Annotated in this window: 16 protein-coding genes; 12 read left to right on the top strand and 4 right to left on the bottom strand. The window is 69.6% G+C overall.

The window, feature by feature from the left end:
- Positions 1-6: 6 nt before the first annotated feature.
- Both ABZ348_RS08505 and ABZ348_RS08500 read right to left on the bottom strand, forming a co-directional pair.
- Positions 7-663: an MBL fold metallo-hydrolase gene (locus ABZ348_RS08505; RefSeq protein ID WP_358930677.1), complete on the bottom strand. Its 657-nt coding sequence runs from the start codon at positions 661-663 to the stop codon at positions 7-9.
- A gap of 10 nt (positions 664-673) precedes the next feature.
- A complete protein-coding gene (locus tag ABZ348_RS08500; protein ID WP_358930675.1) occupies positions 674-1,384 on the bottom strand; it encodes a maleylpyruvate isomerase family mycothiol-dependent enzyme in 711 nt (236 codons plus the stop codon).
- Positions 1,385-1,769: 385 nt separating this feature from the next.
- Here ABZ348_RS08500 and uvrA point away from each other — a divergent pair, with 385 nt between their 5' ends.
- Both uvrA and ABZ348_RS08490 read left to right on the top strand, forming a co-directional pair.
- Positions 1,770-4,874: an excinuclease ABC subunit UvrA gene (gene uvrA / locus ABZ348_RS08495; RefSeq protein WP_358930673.1), complete on the top strand. Its 3,105-nt coding sequence runs from the start codon at positions 1,770-1,772 to the stop codon at positions 4,872-4,874.
- A gap of 231 nt (positions 4,875-5,105) precedes the next feature.
- Positions 5,106-5,723, top strand: a complete 618-nt coding sequence (locus ABZ348_RS08490; protein ID WP_358930671.1) for a DinB family protein — start codon at positions 5,106-5,108, stop codon at positions 5,721-5,723.
- A gap of 90 nt (positions 5,724-5,813) precedes the next feature.
- On the opposite strand, the gene ABZ348_RS08485 is transcribed toward ABZ348_RS08490, so the two are convergent.
- The gene (locus ABZ348_RS08485) at positions 5,814-6,713 is read right to left on the bottom strand and encodes a carbohydrate kinase (protein ID WP_358930669.1); all 900 of its coding nucleotides are present in this window, start codon (positions 6,711-6,713) and stop codon (positions 5,814-5,816) included.
- 161 nt (positions 6,714-6,874) lie between these two features.
- Here ABZ348_RS08485 and ABZ348_RS08480 point away from each other — a divergent pair, with 161 nt between their 5' ends.
- The gene (locus ABZ348_RS08480; RefSeq protein WP_358930667.1) at positions 6,875-7,306 is read left to right on the top strand and encodes a Rieske (2Fe-2S) protein; all 432 of its coding nucleotides are present in this window, start codon (positions 6,875-6,877) and stop codon (positions 7,304-7,306) included.
- A 104-nt stretch (positions 7,307-7,410) separates the two neighbouring features.
- Here the strand turns inward: ABZ348_RS08480 and ABZ348_RS08475 are convergent, their stop codons facing one another.
- Entirely contained in the window at positions 7,411-8,343 is a 933-nt protein-coding gene (locus ABZ348_RS08475; protein WP_358930665.1) for a hypothetical protein, read from the bottom strand.
- 255 nt (positions 8,344-8,598) lie between these two features.
- Here ABZ348_RS08475 and ABZ348_RS08470 point away from each other — a divergent pair, with 255 nt between their 5' ends.
- From ABZ348_RS08470 to ABZ348_RS08430, 9 genes are all read left to right on the top strand, one after another.
- Positions 8,599-9,204 (top strand): papain-like cysteine protease family protein, encoded by a 606-nt coding sequence (locus tag ABZ348_RS08470; protein ID WP_358930664.1) that lies wholly within the window; start codon positions 8,599-8,601, stop codon positions 9,202-9,204.
- A 5-nt stretch (positions 9,205-9,209) separates the two neighbouring features.
- Positions 9,210-10,043 carry a hypothetical protein gene (locus ABZ348_RS08465; protein WP_358930662.1) on the top strand — a complete coding sequence of 278 codons (834 nt, stop codon included), beginning with the start codon at positions 9,210-9,212 and terminating at the stop codon, positions 10,041-10,043.
- A 216-nt stretch (positions 10,044-10,259) separates the two neighbouring features.
- Positions 10,260-12,383: an excinuclease ABC subunit UvrC gene (gene uvrC / locus ABZ348_RS08460; protein WP_358930660.1), complete on the top strand. Its 2,124-nt coding sequence runs from the start codon at positions 10,260-10,262 to the stop codon at positions 12,381-12,383.
- Entirely contained in the window at positions 12,380-13,318 is a 939-nt protein-coding gene (gene rapZ, locus ABZ348_RS08455; protein WP_358930658.1) for an RNase adapter RapZ, read from the top strand. The genes uvrC and rapZ overlap by 4 nt, the downstream gene beginning before the upstream one ends.
- Positions 13,315-14,349: a uridine diphosphate-N-acetylglucosamine-binding protein YvcK gene (gene yvcK, locus ABZ348_RS08450; protein WP_358930656.1), complete on the top strand. Its 1,035-nt coding sequence runs from the start codon at positions 13,315-13,317 to the stop codon at positions 14,347-14,349. The genes rapZ and yvcK overlap by 4 nt, the downstream gene beginning before the upstream one ends.
- Positions 14,340-15,329 carry a DNA-binding protein WhiA gene (gene whiA, locus ABZ348_RS08445; protein WP_329017067.1) on the top strand — a complete coding sequence of 330 codons (990 nt, stop codon included), beginning with the start codon at positions 14,340-14,342 and terminating at the stop codon, positions 15,327-15,329. Before yvcK ends, whiA begins: the two co-directional genes overlap by 10 nt.
- 210 nt (positions 15,330-15,539) lie before the next feature.
- Positions 15,540-18,485 carry a M14 family zinc carboxypeptidase gene (locus tag ABZ348_RS08440; protein ID WP_358930654.1) on the top strand — a complete coding sequence of 982 codons (2,946 nt, stop codon included), beginning with the start codon at positions 15,540-15,542 and terminating at the stop codon, positions 18,483-18,485.
- A gap of 210 nt (positions 18,486-18,695) precedes the next feature.
- Positions 18,696-19,703, top strand: a complete 1,008-nt coding sequence (gap, locus tag ABZ348_RS08435; RefSeq protein ID WP_358930652.1) for a type I glyceraldehyde-3-phosphate dehydrogenase — start codon at positions 18,696-18,698, stop codon at positions 19,701-19,703.
- 209 nt (positions 19,704-19,912) lie between these two features.
- Positions 19,913-21,124, top strand: coding sequence for a phosphoglycerate kinase (locus tag ABZ348_RS08430; RefSeq protein WP_358930651.1), 1,212 nt, complete (start codon positions 19,913-19,915; stop codon positions 21,122-21,124).
- The last annotated feature ends 5 nt before the right edge of the window (positions 21,125-21,129 follow it).

The following is a 21,129-nucleotide window of genomic DNA, read 5'->3' as shown; positions in this document are numbered from 1 at the left end:
GAGCTGTCACCAGCCCCGTTCGCGCCACTCGGGCAGGTGCGGGCGCTCCGCGCCCAGCGTGGTGTCCTTGCCATGTCCCGGATAGACCCAGGTCTCGTCCGGCAGCGGAGCGAAGAGTTTGGTCTCCACGTCGTGGAGGAGGCTGGCGAACGCCTCCGGGTCCTTGCGGGTGTTGCCCACGCCGCCGGGGAAGAGGCAGTCACCGGTGAAGACGTGGGGGTGGCCGTGGGGATCGTCGAAGATCAGGGCGATGGACCCGGGCGTGTGCCCCACGAGATGGCGGGCGGTCAGCTCCACCCGGCCCACCCGGATGGTGTCCCGGTCGTTCACCCGTACGTCGGTGGGGACGGGGATGCCCTCGGCGTCGAAGGCGCCGGCGTAGGTGCGGGCACCCGTGGCGGCGACCACCTCGTCGAGCGCCTGCCAGTGGTCGCCGTGGCGGTGCGTGGTGACCACCGAGGTGATGGAGTCGTCCCCGATCAGCCGGAGCAGGGTCTGTGCGTCGTTGGCCGCGTCGACGAGCAACTGCTCCCCGGTCGTCCGACAGCGCAACAGATAGCAGTTGTTGTCCATCGGACCGACCGCGACCTTGGAGATCATCAGATCGGTCAGTTCGTGCACGTCCGCGGGACCGCCGACCTTCACCACACCGCTGTACGTCATGGTGGGCAGCCTATAGCGGGGGCAGTACGGGCGGAGCGGCGCCGGGAGCATCGCCGCGTACGGACAGTTCCGCCAGTTCGGTTCCGGTGCGCCGACCTGCGAGCCATCCCAGGAGGACGGGTGCGGGGCCCTCGACGGTGACCCGCTTCCCCTCGGTGCCTCCCGTGTGCCACTCACCGGTGCCGGCGGCTGCGATCACATGGATCGGGGGCACCCCGGTGTGGCCCGTGAACCGGTCGGTGAGGAACGCGATCTCCCGGGCGGTGAAGTCGGCGGGCAGGTCCTCCAGCTCGTAGCCGACATCCAGGTCGACGTGGTGGAGCTCGACCTCGACGAGCCGACGGAAGGGCACTCGGGACGCCGAGTCGGTGACGCCGTTGCGGAGCTCGACCGTGCGGTTCCACTCGGCGGGGCGGGCGCCCACGGCCCCCAGGCGGGCGGCGCTGTCGCGGACGTCGTCGAGCTGTGCGGTGAGCGGACGAGGAGCGTCCCGCTCGATGTCGTCGTCGCGGGCCGCGGCGCTCTCGTACATCGGGCGCCCTTCGAGGACATTGACGAGGGCGTCGGCGTTCCGGGCCAGGTGGGCGAGCACATGGCCGCGGCTCCAGCCGGGCAGCCGTGACGGTCCGGCGAGGAGGGCGTTGTCCAGGGAGCCGGCGGCGCTGAGCAGCCGCTCGGTCGCGTCGTGGACGGAGGCCAGGTCACGTAGCGGATCGATCATGCGCCCGACCCTAGCCCGGCCACTCATTCGGGTGAAGGAGGCTTCCGATGGCCGTAAATCGAATGTGCGTGCTATAGCCTGGGGAGAGGCATCCTTGGTCGTCAGGCCCTGGTCCAGCATCGTCAGTCCCGTCAGCAGCCGTCAGTGGCCAGCCGTCAGTACGCGTCCGGTCAGCATCGACGGAGCATCGGTTCGGCGTTCATCAGGTGGTTTCCGACGCATTTGACGGTCCGCCTTACGCTGGAAGGCTGGAGCAGTCCGGATCGGGGCAGCCGCCCTCGTTTCCCTCGTCCTGCCCCTGACCTTCAGGACCTCCTTCGATCACTTGCAGCTCTGACAGCTTCTCCAGCTCTTCCAGGTCTCTCTAGAAAGGTGCGGACCCGGCGTGGCCGACCGTCTCATCGTCCGTGGCGCTCGCGAGCACAACCTCAAGAACGTCTCGCTCGACCTCCCCCGTGACTCCCTCATCGTGTTCACGGGGCTCTCGGGGTCCGGCAAGTCCTCGCTCGCCTTCGACACGATCTTCGCCGAGGGCCAGCGCCGCTATGTGGAATCCCTGTCCTCCTACGCCCGCCAGTTCCTGGGGCAGATGGACAAGCCCGACGTCGACTTCATCGAGGGGCTGTCTCCGGCCGTCTCCATCGACCAGAAGTCGACCTCACGCAACCCCCGCTCCACGGTCGGCACGATCACCGAGGTCTACGACTACCTCCGGCTGCTGTTCGCCAGGATCGGAAAGCCCCACTGTCCCGAGTGCGGGCGCCCCATCTCGCGCCAGTCGCCGCAGGCGATCGTGGACCGGGTCCTTGAGCTGCCCGAGGGCAGTCGCTTCCAGGTGCTCTCACCGCTGGTGCGCGAGCGCAAGGGGGAGTTCGTCGACCTCTTCGCCGACCTCCAGACGAAGGGGTACAGCCGGGCCAGGGTCGACGGGCAGACCATCCAGCTCGCCGAGCCGCCGACGCTGAAGAAGCAGGAGAAGCACACCATCGAGGTGGTGATCGACCGCCTCACGGTCAAGGACAGCGCCAAGCGGCGACTGACCGACTCCGTCGAGACCGCGCTCGGTCTCGCCGGCGGCATGGTGGTCCTCGACTTCGTGGACCTGCCCGAGGACGACCCCGAGCGCGAGCGGATGTACTCGGAGCACCTGTACTGCCCGTACGACGACCTGTCGTTCGAGGAGCTGGAGCCCCGGTCCTTCTCGTTCAACTCTCCGTTCGGCGCCTGCCCCGACTGCACCGGCATCGGCACCCGCATGGAGGTCGATCCCGAGCTGATCGTCCCCGACGAGGACAAGTCGCTCGACGAGGGGGCGATCCACCCCTGGTCCCACGGCCACACCAAGGAGTACTTCGGGCGCCTGATCGGCGGGCTGTCGCAGGCGCTGGGATTCTCCACCGACATGCCCTGGGCCGGGCTGCCGCAGCGCGCCAAGAAGGCCCTGCTGCATGGGCACAAGACCCAGGTCGAGGTCCGCTACCGCAATCGGTACGGCCGGGAGCGCGCCTACACCACTCCCGCATTCGAAGGCGCCGTCCAGTTCGTGCGCAGGCGGCACCAGGAGGCCGAGAGCGACGCCAGCAGGGAGCGCTTCGAGGGCTATATGCGCGAGGTCCCCTGCCCGACCTGTCAGGGCACGCGGCTGAAGCCGATCGTCCTCGCCGTCACGGTGATGGAGAAGTCGATCGCCGAGGTCTCGGCGATGTCGATCAGCGACTGCGCCGACTTCCTCGGCCGGCTCAGGCTGAACGCCCGGGACAAGAAGATCGCCGAGCGGGTGCTCAAGGAGGTCAACGAGAGGCTGCGCTTCCTCGTCGACGTCGGTCTCGACTACCTCTCGCTGAACCGCGCCGCCGGCACGCTCTCCGGCGGTGAGGCACAGCGCATCCGGCTCGCGACCCAGATCGGCTCCGGACTCGTCGGGGTGCTCTACGTCCTCGACGAGCCGTCCATCGGTCTGCACCAGCGGGACAACCACCGGCTGATCGAGACGCTCGTACGACTTCGTGACATGGGCAACACCCTCATCGTCGTCGAGCACGACGAGGACACGATCAAGGTCGCCGACTGGGTCGTGGACATCGGCCCCGGGGCCGGTGAGCACGGCGGCAAGGTGGTGCACTCCGGACCGCTCAAGGAGCTCCTCGCCAACAAGGAGTCGATGACCGGGCAGTACCTCGCGGGGAAGCGGTCCATTCCGACCCCCGAGATCCGCAGGCCCGTCGACCCCACACGTCAGCTCACGGTGCACGGCGCCCGCGAGAACAACCTCCAGGACATCGACGTCGCGTTCCCGCTCGGGGTGCTGACCGCCGTCACGGGCGTCTCGGGCTCGGGCAAGTCCACCCTGGTCAACGACATCCTCTACACGCATCTGGCGCGCGAGCTCAACGGTGCGAAGTCGGTCCCCGGCCGGCACACCCGGGTGGATGGCGATGACCTCGTCGACAAGGTCGTCCACGTCGACCAGTCACCCATCGGGCGGACGCCCCGGTCGAACCCGGCGACGTACACCGGTGTCTTCGACCACGTCCGCAGATTGTTCGCCGAGACGATGGAGGCCAAGGTCCGCGGGTATCTCCCGGGCCGGTTCTCCTTCAATGTCAAGGGGGGCCGCTGCGAGAACTGCTCCGGCGACGGCACGATCAAGATCGAGATGAACTTCCTGCCGGACGTCTACGTCCCGTGCGAGGTCTGTCACGGCGCGCGCTACAACCGGGAGACGTTGGAGGTCCACTACAAGGGCAAGTCCATCGCCGAGGTGTTGGACATGCCGATCGAGGAGGCCCTGAGCTTCTTCGAGGCGGTGCCGACCATCGCCCGCCATCTGAAGACGCTGAACGAGGTGGGCCTCGGGTACGTCCGTCTCGGGCAGTCCGCCCCGACGCTCTCCGGTGGTGAGGCCCAGCGGGTCAAGCTGGCCTCCGAGCTCCAGAAGCGCTCCACGGGCAGCACGGTGTACGTGCTCGACGAGCCCACCACCGGACTGCACTTCGAGGACATCAGCAAGCTGATCACTGTCCTCTCGGGGCTGGTGGACAAGGGCAACACGGTCATCGTCATCGAGCACAACCTCGATGTGATCAAGACCGCGGACTGGGTCCTGGACATGGGGCCCGAGGGCGGTAGCGGTGGTGGTCTGGTGATCGCGGAGGGCTCTCCCGAGCAGGTCGCCGCAGTGCCGACCAGCCACACCGGGAAGTTTCTGCGGGAGATCCTGGACGCCGACCGGATCAGCGATGCGGCGGTGCCGCAGACCCGATCGGGCGGGCGCAAGACGGCCGCCAAGTCCCCGGCGAGGAAGACGGCTGCCAAGGCGCCCGTCAAGGCGACCGCCAAAACGGTGACCAAAACGGCGACCAAGACGGCGACCAAGGGGGTGGCGGCCAAGAGCACGGCCAAGAGTGCTGCCGCCCCGAAGACGGCTGCCAAGACGGCCACCACACGCAAGACGGCCGCGGCGAAGGCCGCCCGCGCCCGTAAGGCATAGACCCGGTCCCGACCGGCGGATGCACTTCGCCGGTCGGGACCGGTGCCTCGTGCCGTCCCGACCGTGGGAACGGCGGCACGAGAGACCCGATCGGACCGTACGTCCGTACGTCGTCATGCTGTGGAGCCGCCAGGAGGACCGGGCCGCGCCGCCGGGCACGGTGTGGCACGCTCACGGTCTGCGGACCGCGCCTCCGCCTCAGCCGACCGGTTCGTCCCCTGGAGCATTGCCGTGATCCCACCCCGTCTGGCTCCTCTGCTGGAGCAGTTCGACTTCGCCCACGAGCGCCTCGCCAACCGCATGGCGGGTCCCGTCATGGACAGCGGTGACGGGACGGACACCGAGGTCGGCCCCATGACCGACGGCGAGTACCTCTGGGAGCCGGTGCCGGACTGCTGGTCGGTGCGGCGACGCGCTGACGGGCCGGGGCCGCGGGCGACGCTCCTGGCCGGTGCGGGCGAGTGGGGGCGCGACGCAGCGGCCTACCCGCACCCTTGGCCGCCGCCCTTCACGACCATCGCATGGCGCCTCAGCCACCTCACCGAGATGCTGACCCTGCGTGCCGACCACACCACCGGCAGCCGTGCCCTGACCAGGGACGATCACCCGGTGCACGCGGACGCGGCGGGGGCGATGGCGGCCTTCGGCGCGGGAGCCGCCGCCTGGCGTCGCGTGCTGTCGAGCGCCGACGACACCGCACTGGACACCGTGGGCCACTGCACCTACCCCCATGGCAGTGACGCGGAAGAGCCGTTCATCGACATCGTGTGGTGGGTCAACCAGGAACTGCTGCACCACGGGGCGGAGATCGCCCTGTTGTGCGATCTCCATCGGGCATCGGCCCGCTGACCCCGCTGACCCCCTTCGATCCAGGCAGCCAGAACGGAACGCCGTCGGCCCGTGGCGCCCCGCCCCCGCCCCTTCACGGCGGGGAGGACGTCATCTTCCGTCCAGTTCGCTCGCGTACGGCGGTTGGGCACCGGAGCGGGAACACGTCACCGCCGCCGCGCGGGCGGCGAACTCCAGTACCTCGCGCCAGCCGTCGGCGTCCAGGGCCGCCAGTGCGTGGGGCGAGAGGGCGTCACGGGTCGCCAGACCGTGGAGCAGGGCGGCATTCACCGTGTCGCCGGCACCGATGGTGTCCACGACCTTCACCGCAGCGGCCGGAACCGACACCTCCACGCCCTGGCGGGTCCATACGGTCAGACCCGCCGCGCCCCGCGTCAGCACCACGGCCCCGGGACCCTGCGGCACACCCCCCAGCCATCGGGCGTCCTCCTCCGACAGCTTCAGCAGTGACACATCGGGCAGCCAGCTCGAATACCGCTTCCGATACGCATCCGGGTCGGGGATCAGACCGGGCCGCACATTGGGGTCGAGGAGGGTCACCAGGCCGCGCCGGGCCTCCCGCCGCAACAGGGCCTCATAGTCGGTCGCGGCCGGTTCCAGCACCAGCGAGCAGGTGCCCAGGGCCACCGCGCGGGCCTCGTCGGGCAGGGCCGCTGGCAGCTCGAAGAGACGGTCGGCAGTGCCCTCGGCGTAGAACGTGTATCCGGCCGAGCCGTCGGCGCCCACGGTGGCCACCGCCAGCGTCGTCGGCTCGGGGCCGCGCACCACGAGGGACGTGTCCACACCGGCGCCGTGCAGCCCCGCGAGCAGGGCGTCACCGAAGCCGTCCGTCGACATGCGCGAACAGAACGCCACCCGTGCGCCCAGCCGCCCCAGGGCCACCGCGGTGTTGTACGGTCCGCCGCCGAGGCGGGGGAGCAGGGGTGCGAGTCCCGTTCCCTCGGGGTGGGGGACGAGGTCGATCAGGGACTCTCCGGCGACGACGATCACCGACCGAAAGTAACGCATGGGGCTCGTGAGACTCGGGCCGGGGAGGGGAGCCCGCTCGACGGGTGAGCGTCCGGCGTCGGTATTGTCGGCTCTGTCGCCACGGCCGCAGCACCGACCGCCCACGCGACACCCCGCCTCATGATCGAAACCGTGGAGCCCTCATGCCCGGCCACTCCCCAGCCGCCCGTCGCACCGTGCTGAAAGGCGCGGCCCTCGCCGGGGCCGCCGGTCTGGGGGTCGCCGCCTGCTCCACCGAGTCCAAGCTCGGACACGCCAAGAACCCGGTTCCCACCGCATCGGTGGAACTCGGTGCGGCGGACGCCGTCCCGGTCGGCGGGTCCAAGCTCTACCGCGAGGAACGCCTCCTCGTGAGCTGCCCCGCCGAGGGCCAGTACAAGGCGTTCAGCGCCCAGTGCACCCACGCGGGCTGTGTACTGGACAAGATCGTGGCCAACGAGGGCAACTGTCCCTGCCACGGCAGCCGCTTCGACGTCACCACCGGCACCGCGCTCCAGGGGCCCGCGACCGTACCGCTCCCGGAAGTGCCGATCAGGGTCGAGAACGGGCAGCTGATCGCCGGTCCCCAGGTCTGAGAGCCGACCGGTACGCCACCCCGGGAACCGGTCGGTGCCCGCTCCCGTAGCCGCGGGCGGCCCCTGTCGGGCGTCCGCACGGGCACGGACGTGCCGCCCACGGCTCAGTCCCAGTCCCAGTCGATGCCCAGGATCCCGGGCCGCACCCCCTGCTCGACGAGATGGACCGTGCGGTGCTGGCCGCTGAGGGTCAGATTCGTCCGGGCGCCGCGCGGCGCCCCGGTCGTGGCCTGTGCGAACCGTCGACAGCGCACCGGCAGTGCCCCCTCGTCGAAGGCGATCTGGAGCACGTACTGGCCGCCGGCGTAGGTGAAGCCCCGTACGTACTCGCTGCTCTCGCCCCCCGTTCCGTCCTCGAACCCGTAGCTGAAGAGGTACGTGTCACTGGCGCGCAGCCGGGCGTCGAAGAGGAGTTCCGCGATGACCACCCCCGTCTCCCGGTCCCAGCGGACCCGTCCGGGCCGGCAGTTCTCCCGGGCGCTGACCTCGATCCGCTGTGGATCGCACCCGAGTTCGCCGTGGTGGATGGCGAGGTAGCGGTCGACGCCGTCCCGATGGGCGCGGACGACGTGCTGCGATTCCCGCGCCAGCAATTGCCGCCGGGCCCCGATCCGTACCCTTTCGTGGTGGCCGACGGTGTGCAGTCCGCCGTCGGCGGGCGTCTCCAGGTCGGCGAGCAGCCGCTCGACGGTGTCCGACACCTCCAGCAGGGCGCGATAGGAGCGCGACGCCGGTCGCTCCACATCGGAACGCGTGCTGTTCTCGCCGCTGTCGAGCAGCCTGACCAGGGAGTTCCCGGGGAGGGACAGGACGTCTTCGAGCGCTCGGACGGCGCGCAGCGACTCGGGGCGCTGCGGTCTGCGGGCTCCCTGCTGCCAGTAGCTGAGGCTCGTCACCCCGACCTTGATGCCGCGGTGCGCGAGGTGGTGCTGGACGCGGTGCAGGGGCAGTCCGCGCACGGCCAGCGCGGCCCGGAGCGCCAGGTGGAAGGGGCCGGTGTGCAGCACCTGCGCAAGATCGGCTTCGGTATGACCCATGAGTTGCCTCTCCCCTGTGCGTGCTCGCTGCACGGAGGACAGTGAACGTTCACGACCGGGGCGTGGCCGGTGGCCGGGCGATCACGGCCGTCCAGGTGGGGCGGGACTCATCCGTTCACATCCCTGCCGTCGCGTTCACAGCTCCATGTCTCCCGCATTGAAGCGTGTTGACCTGCTCGCGACAAGGATTGATGCTCAACCAGCAGCGTCCGGACGCGCTCCTCCACCCCTCACCATCCCTCAGGGAGGACCGCGATGCGCAGTACCAGGAGACGACTCGCCGCGATGGCGGCAGTCCTCGCCGCCCTCGTCACCCTGCCCCTGTCCTCGGCCGTCGCCGGCACACCGACGGCCGACGGCAGCTCCGCCCAGGCCGCACTGGCCAGCAAGCGGCTCAACATCACCATGCAGGCCCAGTTGAAGACCAACTGGTGCTGGGCCGCAGCCGGAAACACGATCGCCACGTTCTACGGCCGCAACTACTCACAGAACCAGTTCTGCAACGCCGCCTTCAACCGTGCACAGAACACCCAGTGCCCCAACAACCAGGCCACGCTGGGCAATGTGCAGACCGGGTTGCGCTGGGCGGGCATCTCACCGGGCTCGTACGTCAACGGTTGGCTGAACTACTCCACGGTCCAGACCGAGATCAATGCCAACCGTCCGATCGAAACCCGCATCCAGTGGTCCAGCGGCGGCGGCCACATGCATGTGATCTACGGCTACGACACCGCCAGCAGCTGGGTCTACTGGGGCGATCCATGGCCCTCCAGCGGACGGTACAACTGGGCGTCGCACGCCTGGTACATCAACAACAGCAGCCACTCCTGGACCCACTCGCTCTACCGGATCGGGGCGTGAGCGCGATGAAGCGAACGTCAAGAGCACCCAGGCTGGCCGCTTCGGTCGCCGCCTGCGTCGCACTGGGCACGGCCGGCACCCTCACCGGCGCCTCCACGGCCGCAGCCGACAGCACACCGGGCGTCACGGCAGCAGCCGCGGACCTCACCGAGGGCCGCAAGGCCGCGACGGCTCCCGACACCCTCGACACCCTCTCCCGGTTCTTCGCCCGTGACGGGGCCGTGGCCAGGTCGGCAGCCGCCCCGCGTGCGCAGGGCGCGACCGTACCCGTCCACACCCTGTCGCCCGCTTTCGTCGCGGGCAAGACGGGCGCACCCGTGGCCCAACTGGAGTTCGTCGCCACCACGGCCGTCTCGTCCGACGGTCAGAAGGCATCGGTCTGGGCCGCCCGGACGGGTTCCGGTTGGCAGGTGGTGAACATAGCCACCGGTGACGACGAGTTCCGGTACGCCCAGCTGGGCGCCGGCAAATTGGCCGGCGGCACCGTCTTCAAGGAACCGCAGATCGACGCCTGGTACGTCAGCAAGGGCACCAAGGTCCTTCCGCTCGACGAGGACGCGGTCCGCGCGGTCGGCAGCAAGGGCACCACCCTCGCCGCCTACGGCAACCGGGTGCGCGCCGCCTACGGCGACAAGCTCCCCGGCTCCACCTACGCCAAGAAGGGCGTGGCCGGCGGCTACGACCAGTCGGCGCAGGCGCCCGAAGCCGCGCGAGCCCAAGCCGTCGACGAGCGCGACGGCGGAGCGCTCACGGTCTCCTCGGTCGCGGCGGGAGCGGGCGCCGTGCTCGCCGCCGCCCTGTGCGGGGTGACGGTCCTGCGGGTCCGCCGCCGCGGCTGAGTGCCAGGGGCGCCCGCCACCCCGACCGGTGGCGGGCGCCCGAACCACGACCGGGCGCCGTGCACCCCCGTTGACGGCACCCCCTGCGGCCTGACGGCCCACCCCACCGAACGACGCAGGGATCCCGGCCGCGGGGTCGGTGCTCCCCTGGGCACCGGCCCCGCGGCCGTGCCTGACGTGGCCTGACTGTCAGCCCCCGCCAGTAGGGTGGACGGTATGGCAGCCCCCTCCAGCTACCGTCCCAGGCCGGGAGAGATCCCCGACTCCCCGGGGGTCTACAAGTTCCGCGACGAGCACCGCCGGGTGATCTACGTCGGGAAGGCCAAGAGCCTGCGCCAGCGCCTCGCGAGCTACTTCCAGGACCTGGCCAACCTCCACCCGCGCACGGCCACCATGGTCACCACCGCCGCGTCCGTGGAGTGGACGGTCGTCTCCACCGAGGTGGAGGCCCTCCAGCTGGAGTACTCCTGGATCAAGGAGTACGACCCCCGGTTCAACGTCAAGTACCGCGACGACAAGAGCTATCCCTATCTCGCGGTCACCCTGAACGAGGAGTTCCCGCGGGTCCAGGTCATGCGCGGGGCCAAGCGCAAGGGCGTGCGCTACTTCGGCCCGTACGGTCATGCCTGGGCCATCCGTGAGACCGTCGACCTGATGCTGCGCGTCTTTCCCGTACGGACCTGCTCCGCGGGCGTGTTGAAGAACCACCAGCAAAAGGGCCGGCCCTGTCTCCTCGGGTACATCGGCAAGTGCTCGGCCCCGTGCGTCGGGCGGGTCACCCCCGAGGAGCACCGCGAACTGGCCGAGGAGTTCTGCGACTTCATGGCGGGCCGCACCGGCACGTACATCCGCCGGCTGGAGAAGCAGATGATGGCGGCGGCCGAGGAGATGGAGTACGAGCGGGCCGCCAGGCTGCGCGATGACATAGAGGCCCTCAGACGCGCCCTGGAGAAGAACGCCGTGGTGCTCACCGACGCCACGGACGCCGATCTGATGGCCCTCGCCGAGGACGAGCTGGAGGCCGCCGTACAGATCTTCCACGTCCGCGGCGGACGGGTCCGCGGACAGCGCGGCTGGGTCACCGACAAGGTCGAGGCGGTCGACACCGCGGGCCTCGTCGAACACGCGCTCCAGCAGCTGTACGGGGAGGAGCGCGGCGAATCGGTCCCCAAGGAGGTCCTGGTCCCGGCGCTGCCCGAGGCGGCCGACACGGTCGGCCAGTGGCTCAGCGAGCGCCGCGGCGCCCAGGTGTCGCTGCGGATCCCCCAGCGCGGTGACAAGAAGGACCTGATGGCGACGGTCCAGCGCAACGCCCAGCAGGCGCTGGCCCTGCACAAGACCAAGCGCGCCAGCGACCTCACCACGCGGTCCCGGGCCCTGGAGGAGATCGCCGAGGCCCTCGGTCTCGACTCGGCACCCCTACGGATCGAGTGCTTCGACATCTCGCACTTCCAGGGCGAGGACATCGTGGCCTCCATGGTCGTCTTCGAGGACGGACTGCCCCGCAAGAGCGAGTACCGCCGGTTCCAGATCAGGGGGCGGGTCGGGGACACTCAGGTGTGGCACGGCGAGGGCCAGGACGACGTCCGGTCCATGCACGAGGTGATCAGCCGCCGGTTCCGCCGCTATCTGGCCGAGAAGGACCGCACCGGCGAATGGATCGGGGCCGACGACCCGACCGACCGGGCCGACGAAACGGCTGAGGCCGGGACGACCGCAGTGCCCGGCCCGGCCACGGCCCCCGATGCTCCCGGCGCTCCGGCCGCGCAGCCCGCCCCGGACGTCCTCGCCGGCTCGCCCACCGAGGACGACGGTCGGCCCCGGCGCTTCGCCTACCCACCCCAGCTGATCGTGGTGGACGGCGGTCAGCCGCAGGTCGCAGCGGCCCAGCGTGCCCTGGACGAACTGGGCATCGACGACGTCGCCGTCTGCGGACTCGCCAAGCGGCTGGAGGAGGTCTGGCTGCCGGGCGAGAGCGATCCGGTCGTCCTGCCGCGCTCCAGCGAGGGCCTCTACCTCCTCCAGCGGGTGCGTGACACCGCCCACGACTTCGCCATCCGCTACCAGCGGTCCAAGCGCACCAAACGCATCCGCACCAGCCCGCTGGATGACGTCCACGGCCTCGGCGAGCGTCGCAAACAAGCGTTGATCAAGCATTTCGGCTCGGTCAAGCGGCTGCGACAGGCCACAATCGAGCAGATCTGCGAAGTACCCGGCATGGGCCGCAAGACCGCCGAATCCGTGGTCGCCGCCCTTGCCGCGGCGGCACCCGCCGCCCCTGCCGTGAACACGGCGACAGGAGAGATCATGGAAGAGAACGACGGGGGCAGCACAGCATGAGCGAGCACGACGGAGACGGAGCAGCAGAAGTGAGTACGGCCACCCCCACGGAGCCGGGCGAGGCAGCCGAAGCCGCCATCCCCGAGCTGGTGATCATCTCTGGCATGTCCGGCGCCGGGCGCAGCACCGCGGCCAAGTGCCTGGAGGACCTTGGCTGGTTCGTCGTCGACAACCTGCCGCCCGCGCTGATCCCCACCATGGTGGAGCTGGGCGCGCGCTCCCAGGGCAACGTGGCCCGGATCGCGGTCGTCGTCGACGTCCGCGGCCGGCGGTTCTTCGACAACCTCCGCGAATCCCTCGCCGACCTCGACGCCAAGCAGGTCACCCGGCGGATCGTCTTCCTCGAATCCTCGGACGACGCCCTCGTACGCCGCTTCGAGTCGGTCCGCAGGCCGCACCCCCTCCAGGGTGACGGCCGGATCGTCGACGGCATCGCCGCCGAGCGCGACCTCCTGCGCGAGCTGCGCGGAGACGCCGATCTGGTGATCGACACCTCCAGCCTGAACGTGCACGAACTGCGTGCCAAGATGGACGCCCAGTTCGCGGGCGAGGAGGAGCCCGAGCTGCGGGCCACCGTGATGTCCTTCGGCTTCAAGTACGGCCTGCCGGTCGACGCCGACCTCGTCGTCGACATGCGGTTCCTGCCCAACCCGCACTGGGTGCCCGAGCTGCGCCCCTTCACCGGCCGCAACGAAGAGGTGTCCAACTACGTCTTCAACCAGCCCGGTGCCAAGGAGTTCCTCGACCAGTACACCGAGCTGCTCCAGCTGATCGCCGCCGGCTACCGCCGCGAGGGCAAGCGCTACGTGACCGTCGCCGTCGGCTGTACGGGCGGCAAGCACCGCTCGGTCGCCACCTCCGAGAAGCTGGCGGCGCGCCTGTCCGCGGCCGGCGTCGAGACCGTCGTCGTCCACCGGGACATGGGGCGCGAGTGAGCATCAACACCCTGCGGCTGCGGCGGTTGCGCAGATCCGCGCACACCGCCGTGGGCCGCAAACGCGGGGCTCAGCCCAAGGTCGTCGCCCTCGGCGGCGGCCGGGGGCTGTCCGCGTCGTTGGCGGCCCTGCGTCGCATCACCGGAGACCTCACCGCCGTGGTCACCGTCGCCGACGACGGCGGCTCCAGCGGTCGGCTCCGGGAGGAGCTCGGTGTGCTGCCGCCGGGCGATCTCCGCAAGGCGCTGGCCGCCCTGTGCGGGGACGACGACTGGGGCCAGACCTGGTCCCGGGTGATCCAGCACCGCTTCCAGTCCCATGGCGATCTCCACGAGCACGCGGTCGGCAATCTGCTGATCGTCGCCCTCTGGGAGCAGCTCGGCGACCATGTCCAGGCCCTGGACCTGGTGGGCAAGCTGCTGGGCGCCCACGGCAGGGTGCTGCCCATGTCCGCCGTGCCCCTGGAGCTCCAGGCGCTGGTCCGGGGCCACGATCCGGCGCGCCCCTTCGACGTGGACACCGTCTGTGGACAGGCGACCGTCGCCCTGACCCCGGGCGAGGTGCAGTCCGTCCATCTCGTCCCGCACGATCCGCCCGCCGTCCCGGAAGCCGTGGCCGCCGTCCTTGACGCCGATTGGGTGGTTCTCGGTCCCGGTTCCTGGTTCTCCTCGGTCATCCCTCATCTCTTGGTGCCCGAGCTGCTTGATGCCCTGGTGGAGACCAAGGCGCGGCGTGTCCTCTCGCTCAATCTCGCACCCCAGCCCGGCGAAACAGAAGGCTTCTCACCGCAGCGTCATTTGGAGGTTTTGGGACGACACGCGCCTAAACTCGCACTGGACGTGGTGCTGGCCGACGAGGCCGCCGTGCCCGATCGCAGCTTGCTCGCCGATGCCGCCGAGCGTCTCGGCGCAGCGGTCGAGCTGGCCCCTGTGGCCTCGCCCGACAGGGTTCCCCGGCACGACCCGGAACTGTTGGCCGCCGCGTACGACCGTATTTTTCGGATGCATGGAAGGATCGGCCCATGGCGATGACGGCAGCGGTGAAGGACGAGATCTCCCGGCTTCCCGTCACCCGGACCTGCTGCAGAAAGGCAGAGGTTTCGGCGATCCTGCGGTTCGCGGGCGGGTTGCACCTGGTGAGCGGACGGATCGTGATCGAGGCGGAGCTGGACACCGGCATCGCCGCCCGGCGGTTGAAGCGGGACATCCTGGAGATCTTCGGCCATGGCTCCGAGCTGATGGTGATGGCTCCCGGAGGGCTGCGCCGCGGTTCCCGCTATGTCGTTCGGGTGGTCGCCGGTGGTGACCAGTTGGCTCGCCAGACCGGTCTGGTGGACGGCCGCGGTCGACCGATCCGCGGACTGCCGCCGCAGGTCGTCTCCGGTGCCACCTGCGATGCCGAGGCGGCGTGGCGTGGCGCCTTCCTGGCCCACGGTTCACTCACCGAACCGGGCCGTTCCTCTTCGCTGGAAGTCACCTGCCCCGGCCCGGAAGCGGCGCTCGCCCTGGTGGGCGCGGCGCGTCGGCTCTCCATCGGTGCCAAGGCGCGCGAGGTGCGCGGAGTGGACCGGGTCGTCGTACGCGACGGTGACGCCATCGGTGCGCTGCTGACCCGACTCGGTGCCCATGAGTCGGTGCTGGCCTGGGAGGAGCGCCGGATGCGGCGCGAGGTGCGGGCCACGGCCAATCGGTTGGCCAACTTCGACGACGCCAATCTGCGCCGCTCCGCGCGGGCCGCGGTCGCGGCCGGCGCGCGGGTCCAGCGGGCGTTGGAGATCCTGGGCGAGGAGGTTCCCGAGCACCTCGCTGCCGCCGGCCGGCTGCGCATGGAGCACAAGCAGGCGTCGCTGGAGGAGTTGGGAGCGCTCGCCGATCCGCCGTTGACGAAGGACGCGGTCGCGGGGCGCATCCGCCGGCTGTTGGCGATGGCGGACAAGCGGGCACAGGACCTGGGGATCCCCGGGACGGAGTGCAATTTGACGGAGGAAATGGCGGACGGCCTCGTCGGCTGATCCTCGCCCCGGCGAACGGGGGCCAGCGGCCCGCTGCACGGCACTCCCTGGAGTGCCGTGCACTGCTTTGTTCCGGGATCCGGTTCGACCGAGAGCCACAGCAGCCCCGTCCCGCTCTCATATACCAGCGCGAGCTCCTTGACATGGCCATGGACGCTGATGAGTCTGGCGTCTGTTCACTTTCCTGGCACACACCAGCAAGGGGGGCTTATGAGACGCAGAGCGAGTGCGATCCTTGCCGCCGTTTCACTTCTGACCGCCGCACTAGCCGTCGCACCACTCGCCCAGGCCGATCCGGCCCCGGACGGGGGCGGCGACGGACTGTCCGTATGGCACGCCAAAATCACCAAGGCCCAGGTCCCGCTGATCCTCGCGACGGGCGCCGACGGGCACGAACTCAGTTCCCAGGTGCCCGACCAGGGCACCGGCACCGTTGAGCTGTACCTCACCGACGAGCAGGCCGGTGAACTGCGCCAACAGGGCGTCGGCGTCACCGAACACAAGATCTCCGCCGCCGTCAGCAAACGCCTCGCCGCCGCGGGTGACGGCGTCTTCCGTCCGTACGGCGGCGCCGGTGGTCTCAAGAACGAGATCCTCACCACCGCCCAGGCCCACCCCTCCCTCACCAAGGTCATCAGCATCGGCAAGTCCGTGAAGGGCCAGGACATCCTCGCCCTGAAGGTCAGCAAGGGCGCCGACCGCTACCGGGACGGCTCCAAGCCCTCCACCCTGTACATGTCCAACCAGCACGCCCGGGAGTGGATCACCCCGGAGATGACCCGGCGGCTGATGCACCACTACCTCACCAACTACGGCAAGGACCCGCGGATCACCAAGATCGTGGACTCCACCGAGCTGTGGTTTGTGATCTCGGCCAACCCCGACGGATACGACTACACGTTCCAGGGCACCCAAGAGCGGCAGTGGCGCAAGAACCTGCGCGACAACAACCGCGACGGGCGCATCGAAGCGGGCGACGGCGTCGACCTCAACCGTAACTTCTCGTACAAGTGGGGTTACGACAACGAGGGTTCGTCCCCCGACCCCTTCGACGAGACCTACCGCGGCACCCGCCCCGGCTCCGAGCCCGAGACCAAGGCCATCGACGCCTTCCAGAAGCGCATCGGCTTCGAGTACGGCATCAACTACCACTCCGCCGCCGAGTTGATCCTCTACGGAGTCGGCTGGCACATCGCCACCGACACCCCCGACGACGTCATCTACAAGGCCCTGGCCGGCACACCCGGAAACCCGGCGATCCCCGGATACCGCCCCCAGGTCTCCTCCGAGCTCTACATCACCAACGGCGAGGCCGACGGACACGCGGCCAACGTCAACGGGATGATGATGTACACCCCGGAGATGTCGACCTGCTCCACCATTTCGCGGATCGACCCCAACGACGCCTGGAACGCGGCCGACTGCGCCTCCGTGTTCACCTTCCCAGACGACGAGAAGCTGATCCAGCAGGAGTTCGCGAAGAACATCCCGTTCGCCCTGTCGCTGGCCGAAAGCGCACCGACCCCCGACCAGCCGGTGTCCTCGCTCGGACTGAAGGCCGCCGACTTCACGCCGGACCCGTTCACGGTCTCGTACGCCCGCGGCGGTGACCAGGAGGTCTCCGTCATCGCCCGGAAGTCGCTCCGGAACAAGGAGCTCAACTACCGCATCAACGGCGGTCGAGCCCAGGACGAGGACCTCAAGGCGTGGAAGGGCGGTGAAACCTACGGCGGCGAGGACAACATCCGCTTCGACGAGTACCGCGCCGAAGTGGAGGACGCCCGCCCCGGCGACAAGGTCGAGGTCTGGTTCACCGGCCGCACCAGGGACGGGAAGACCACCGCCAGCACCCCGTTCACCTACACGGTCGCCGAACGCGCCCGCGCCGACACCCTGGTGATCGCCGAAGAGGGCGGCACCGCTCCGGCCCGGCACGCGGCCACCTACACCCAGGCGCTCGCCGACAACAAGCGCAGCGGAGTCGTCTGGGACGTGGCCACCCAAGGCGTACCGCACCGGCTCGGTGTGCTCAGCCACTTCCCGACGGCCGTCTGGTACACGGGCGCTGCGGCCCCCTCCTGGGCCGTCACCAAGTCCGTCCGCTCCTACCTCAACGAGGGCGGCAAGGTCATCACCACCGGCGAACGGGCGGGCGGCAACGCCAACCTCGGCCGGGCGATCAGCGATGACTTCGCCCAGTACTACCTGGGTGCGTCGGGTCGTGCCTCCCTCGGCAATGTGACCGACTTCGCGGGTCAGGGACGGCTCTCCGGAGCGGCGGCTGCCCTCACCGGAGCCGAAGGCAACCCCCTGGATGCGGCCGGTGCCTACACCGTCACGTCGGACACCCTGCCGGCCGACGAGTTCCCGCAGTTCCGCAGCGCCGCGGCCGGCGACTACAAGGGCGTACGGATGCCCTTCTCACCGTACGAGGGGCAGTACTACGCGGCGGCCAGCCACCGCAACGCCTCCTGGATGCGGCTCAGCCGCCCGGTCGATCTGACCGGCACCACCGCGGCCGACGCCCCGAAGCTCGATCTGCGCCTCAGCTTCAACACCGAACCCGGCTACGACAACGCGGTGGTCGAGGTGCACACCGTCGGTCAGGACGACTGGACGACGCTCCCCGACATCAACGGCGGCACCCGCACCACAGTGCCCGCCGAGTGCGGTGCCGGGTTCTACGTCAACCAGCATCCGCATCTGAAGCGCTACCTCACCGTCGGCGACAACGGATGCACGCCCAGTGGCACCACCGGCACCTGGAACTCCTTCACCGGAGCCTCCGACGGCTGGCGGTCCGCCTCCTTCGACCTGAGTGCCTACGCGGGCAAGCAGATCGAGGTCTCCGTCTCGTACATCACCGACCCCAGCGACGGTGGACGGGGCGTCTTCGTCGACGACACCAAGCTCGTCACCGCGGGTGGGACACAGGGCGAGGGCTTTGAAGCGTCGCTCGGTGCCTGGACGGTCGCGGCACCGCCCGAGGGCAGTCCGGCGCCGCGCGGGAACTGGGTCCGCAGCCAGGACCTGTACCCGTCGGCGAGCGCGGTGACCACCCGGGACACCGTGTTGATCGGCTTCGGTCTGGAGCACGTCGCTGCACCCGACCGCAAGCAGCTCATCGGCAAGGCGCTCAGTGCTCTGCGCCGTTGACGCTGGGTAGCGAACCACCCCTCTAGATCAGGTCAAGATCAACCGACGGCGGTCCGCGCCCCCTACCCGGGGGTACGGATCGCCGTCGCCACGTACGGGCCCCTTGATGTCACCTCGGACCGCCCGGAGAGGTAGGGTCGTAAGCGGTCGGGGACATCCCATACAACTCGCCGGCGTCGAAACCCGGCGTACCAACGAGGAGATCGGTTCGTGACGATCCGCGTAGGCATCAACGGCTTTGGCCGCATCGGGCGTAACTACTTCCGCGCGTTGCTGGAGCAGGGTGCGGACATCGAGATCGTGGCTGTCAACGACCTGGGTGACACCGCGACCACGGCCCACCTGCTGAAGTACGACACCATCCTGGGCCGGCTGAAGGCCGAGGTGTCGCACACCGCCGACACCATCACGGTCGACGGTCACACCATCAAGGTGCTCTCCGAGCGCAACCCCGCCGACATTCCGTGGGGTGAGCTGGGCGTCGACATCGTCATCGAGTCGACCGGCATCTTCACCAAGAAGGTGGACGCCGAGAAGCACATCGCCGGCGGCGCCAAGAAGGTCCTCATCTCGGCTCCGGCCAGCGGTGAGGACCTCACTGTCGTCATGGGCGTCAACCAAGACAAGTACGACCCGGCGAACCACCACGTCATCTCGAACGCGTCCTGCACCACCAACTGTGTGGCGCCGATGGCCAAGGTCCTCGACGAGAACTTCGGCATCGTCCGCGGTCTGATGACCACGGTCCACGCCTACACCAACGACCAGCGCATCCTGGACTTCCCGCACAAGGACCTGCGTCGCGCCCGCGCCGCCGCGGAGAACATCATTCCGACCACGACGGGTGCCGCCAAGGCCACCGCCCTGGTCCTCCCGCAGCTCAAGGGGAAGCTGGACGGCATCGCCATGCGCGTCCCGGTCCCCACCGGCTCCGCCACCGACCTGGTGGTCGAACTCGGCCGCGAGGTCACCAAGGACGAGGTGAACTCGGCCTTCCGCAAGGCGTCCGAGGGCGACCTCGCCGGCATCCTGGCCTACACCGAGGACCAGATCGTCTCCTCGGACATCGTCAGCGACCCGGCGTCCTGCACCTTCGACTCGTCCCTGACCATGGTCCAGGACGGCAACTCGGTGAAGATCCTCGGCTGGTACGACAACGAGTGGGGCTACTCGAACCGCCTCGTCGACCTCACGGTCTTCGTCGGCAACCAGCTCTGAGCACCACGGCTCTGAACGGCTTCGCTCAGATCAGCAACGAGAGCACCACGAGGTGAGCAACAGGGCTCGGGCTGCGCAGTGAAGCGCGGTTCGAGCCCTGTCGCACGTCCCAGCCCATGCCGACCGGGCCACGCCGTCCAAGGCGCGGCCCGGCCCGGCGAAACACAGCCCAGTCCAGCTCTCAGACAGCCCTCCGAGGAGTCCTGTCCATGAAGACGATCGACCAGCTTCTGGCCGATGGAGTCGCAGGCAAGCGGGTCTTTGTCCGCGCCGACCTCAATGTGCCGCTCGACGGCACCACCATCACCGACGACGGCCGCATCCGCGCCGTCCAGCCGACCATCACCGCCCTCGCCGACGCAGGCGCGCGCGTGATCGTCGCCTCACACCTCGGCCGCCCCAAGGGCGCGCCCGACCCCGCCTTCTCGCTCGCCCCCGCCGCTGCCCGCCTCGGCGAGCTCCTCGGCACGGACGTCGCGTTCGCCACGGACACCGTCGGCGACTCGGCCAGGGCCACGGTCGCGGCACTGGGCGACGGCCGCGTCGCGGTGATCGAGAACCTCCGCTTCAACCCGGGCGAGACCAGCAAGGACGACGCCGAGCGCGCGGCCTTCGCCGATCAACTCGCCACCCTCGCCGACGTGTACGTCGGCGACGGATTCGGCGCCGTGCACCGCAAGCACGCCTCCGTCTACGACCTCCCGGCCCGACTGCCGCACGCGGCCGGCTATCTCATCGCCACCGAGGTCGGCGTACTGAAGAAGCTCACCGACGAGGTGCAGCGCCCGTACGCCGTCGTCCTCGGCGGTGCCAAGGTCTCCGACAAGCTCGGCGTGATCGACCATCTGTTGGACAAGGCCGACCGCATCCTGATCGGCGGCGGCATGGCGTACACCTTCCTCAAGGCCCAGGGCCACGACGTGGGCAACTCGCTGCTCCAGGAGGACCAGGTCCCGGCGGTCCAGAAGTACCTGGAGCGCGCGAAGGCGCAGGGCGTCGAGTTCGTCCTGCCCGTCGACGTCCTGGTCGCCTCCGGTTTCCCGGACCTGAAGACGAAGGCGCCGGCCAACCCGGACACGGTCCCCGCGGACGCCATCCCGGCCGGCCAGGAGGGTCTGGACATCGGCCCGGAGAGCCGCAAGCTGTACGCGACGAAGCTCGCGGACGCCGCCACGGTCTTCTGGAACGGCCCGATGGGCGTCTTCGAACACCCCGACTACGCCGAGGGCACCCGGGCACTGGCCCAGGCGCTCATCGACTCCCCGGCCTTCACCGTCGTCGGTGGCGGGGACTCCGCAGCCGCCGTGCGCATCCTGGGCTTCGACGAGAACGCCTTCGGTCACATCTCGACCGGTGGCGGTGCCAGCCTCGAATATCTCGAAGGCAAGACCCTTCCCGGCCTTGCCGCACTGGAGGACTGATCCTT

Origin of the sequence: Streptomyces sp. NPDC005963 (assembly GCF_040638655.1) — a bacterium.
Classification (GTDB): Bacteria; Actinomycetota; Actinomycetes; order Streptomycetales; family Streptomycetaceae; genus Streptomyces.
Note: the sequence above shows the minus strand (reverse complement) of the source record. Positions and strands in the feature narration are given on the sequence as shown.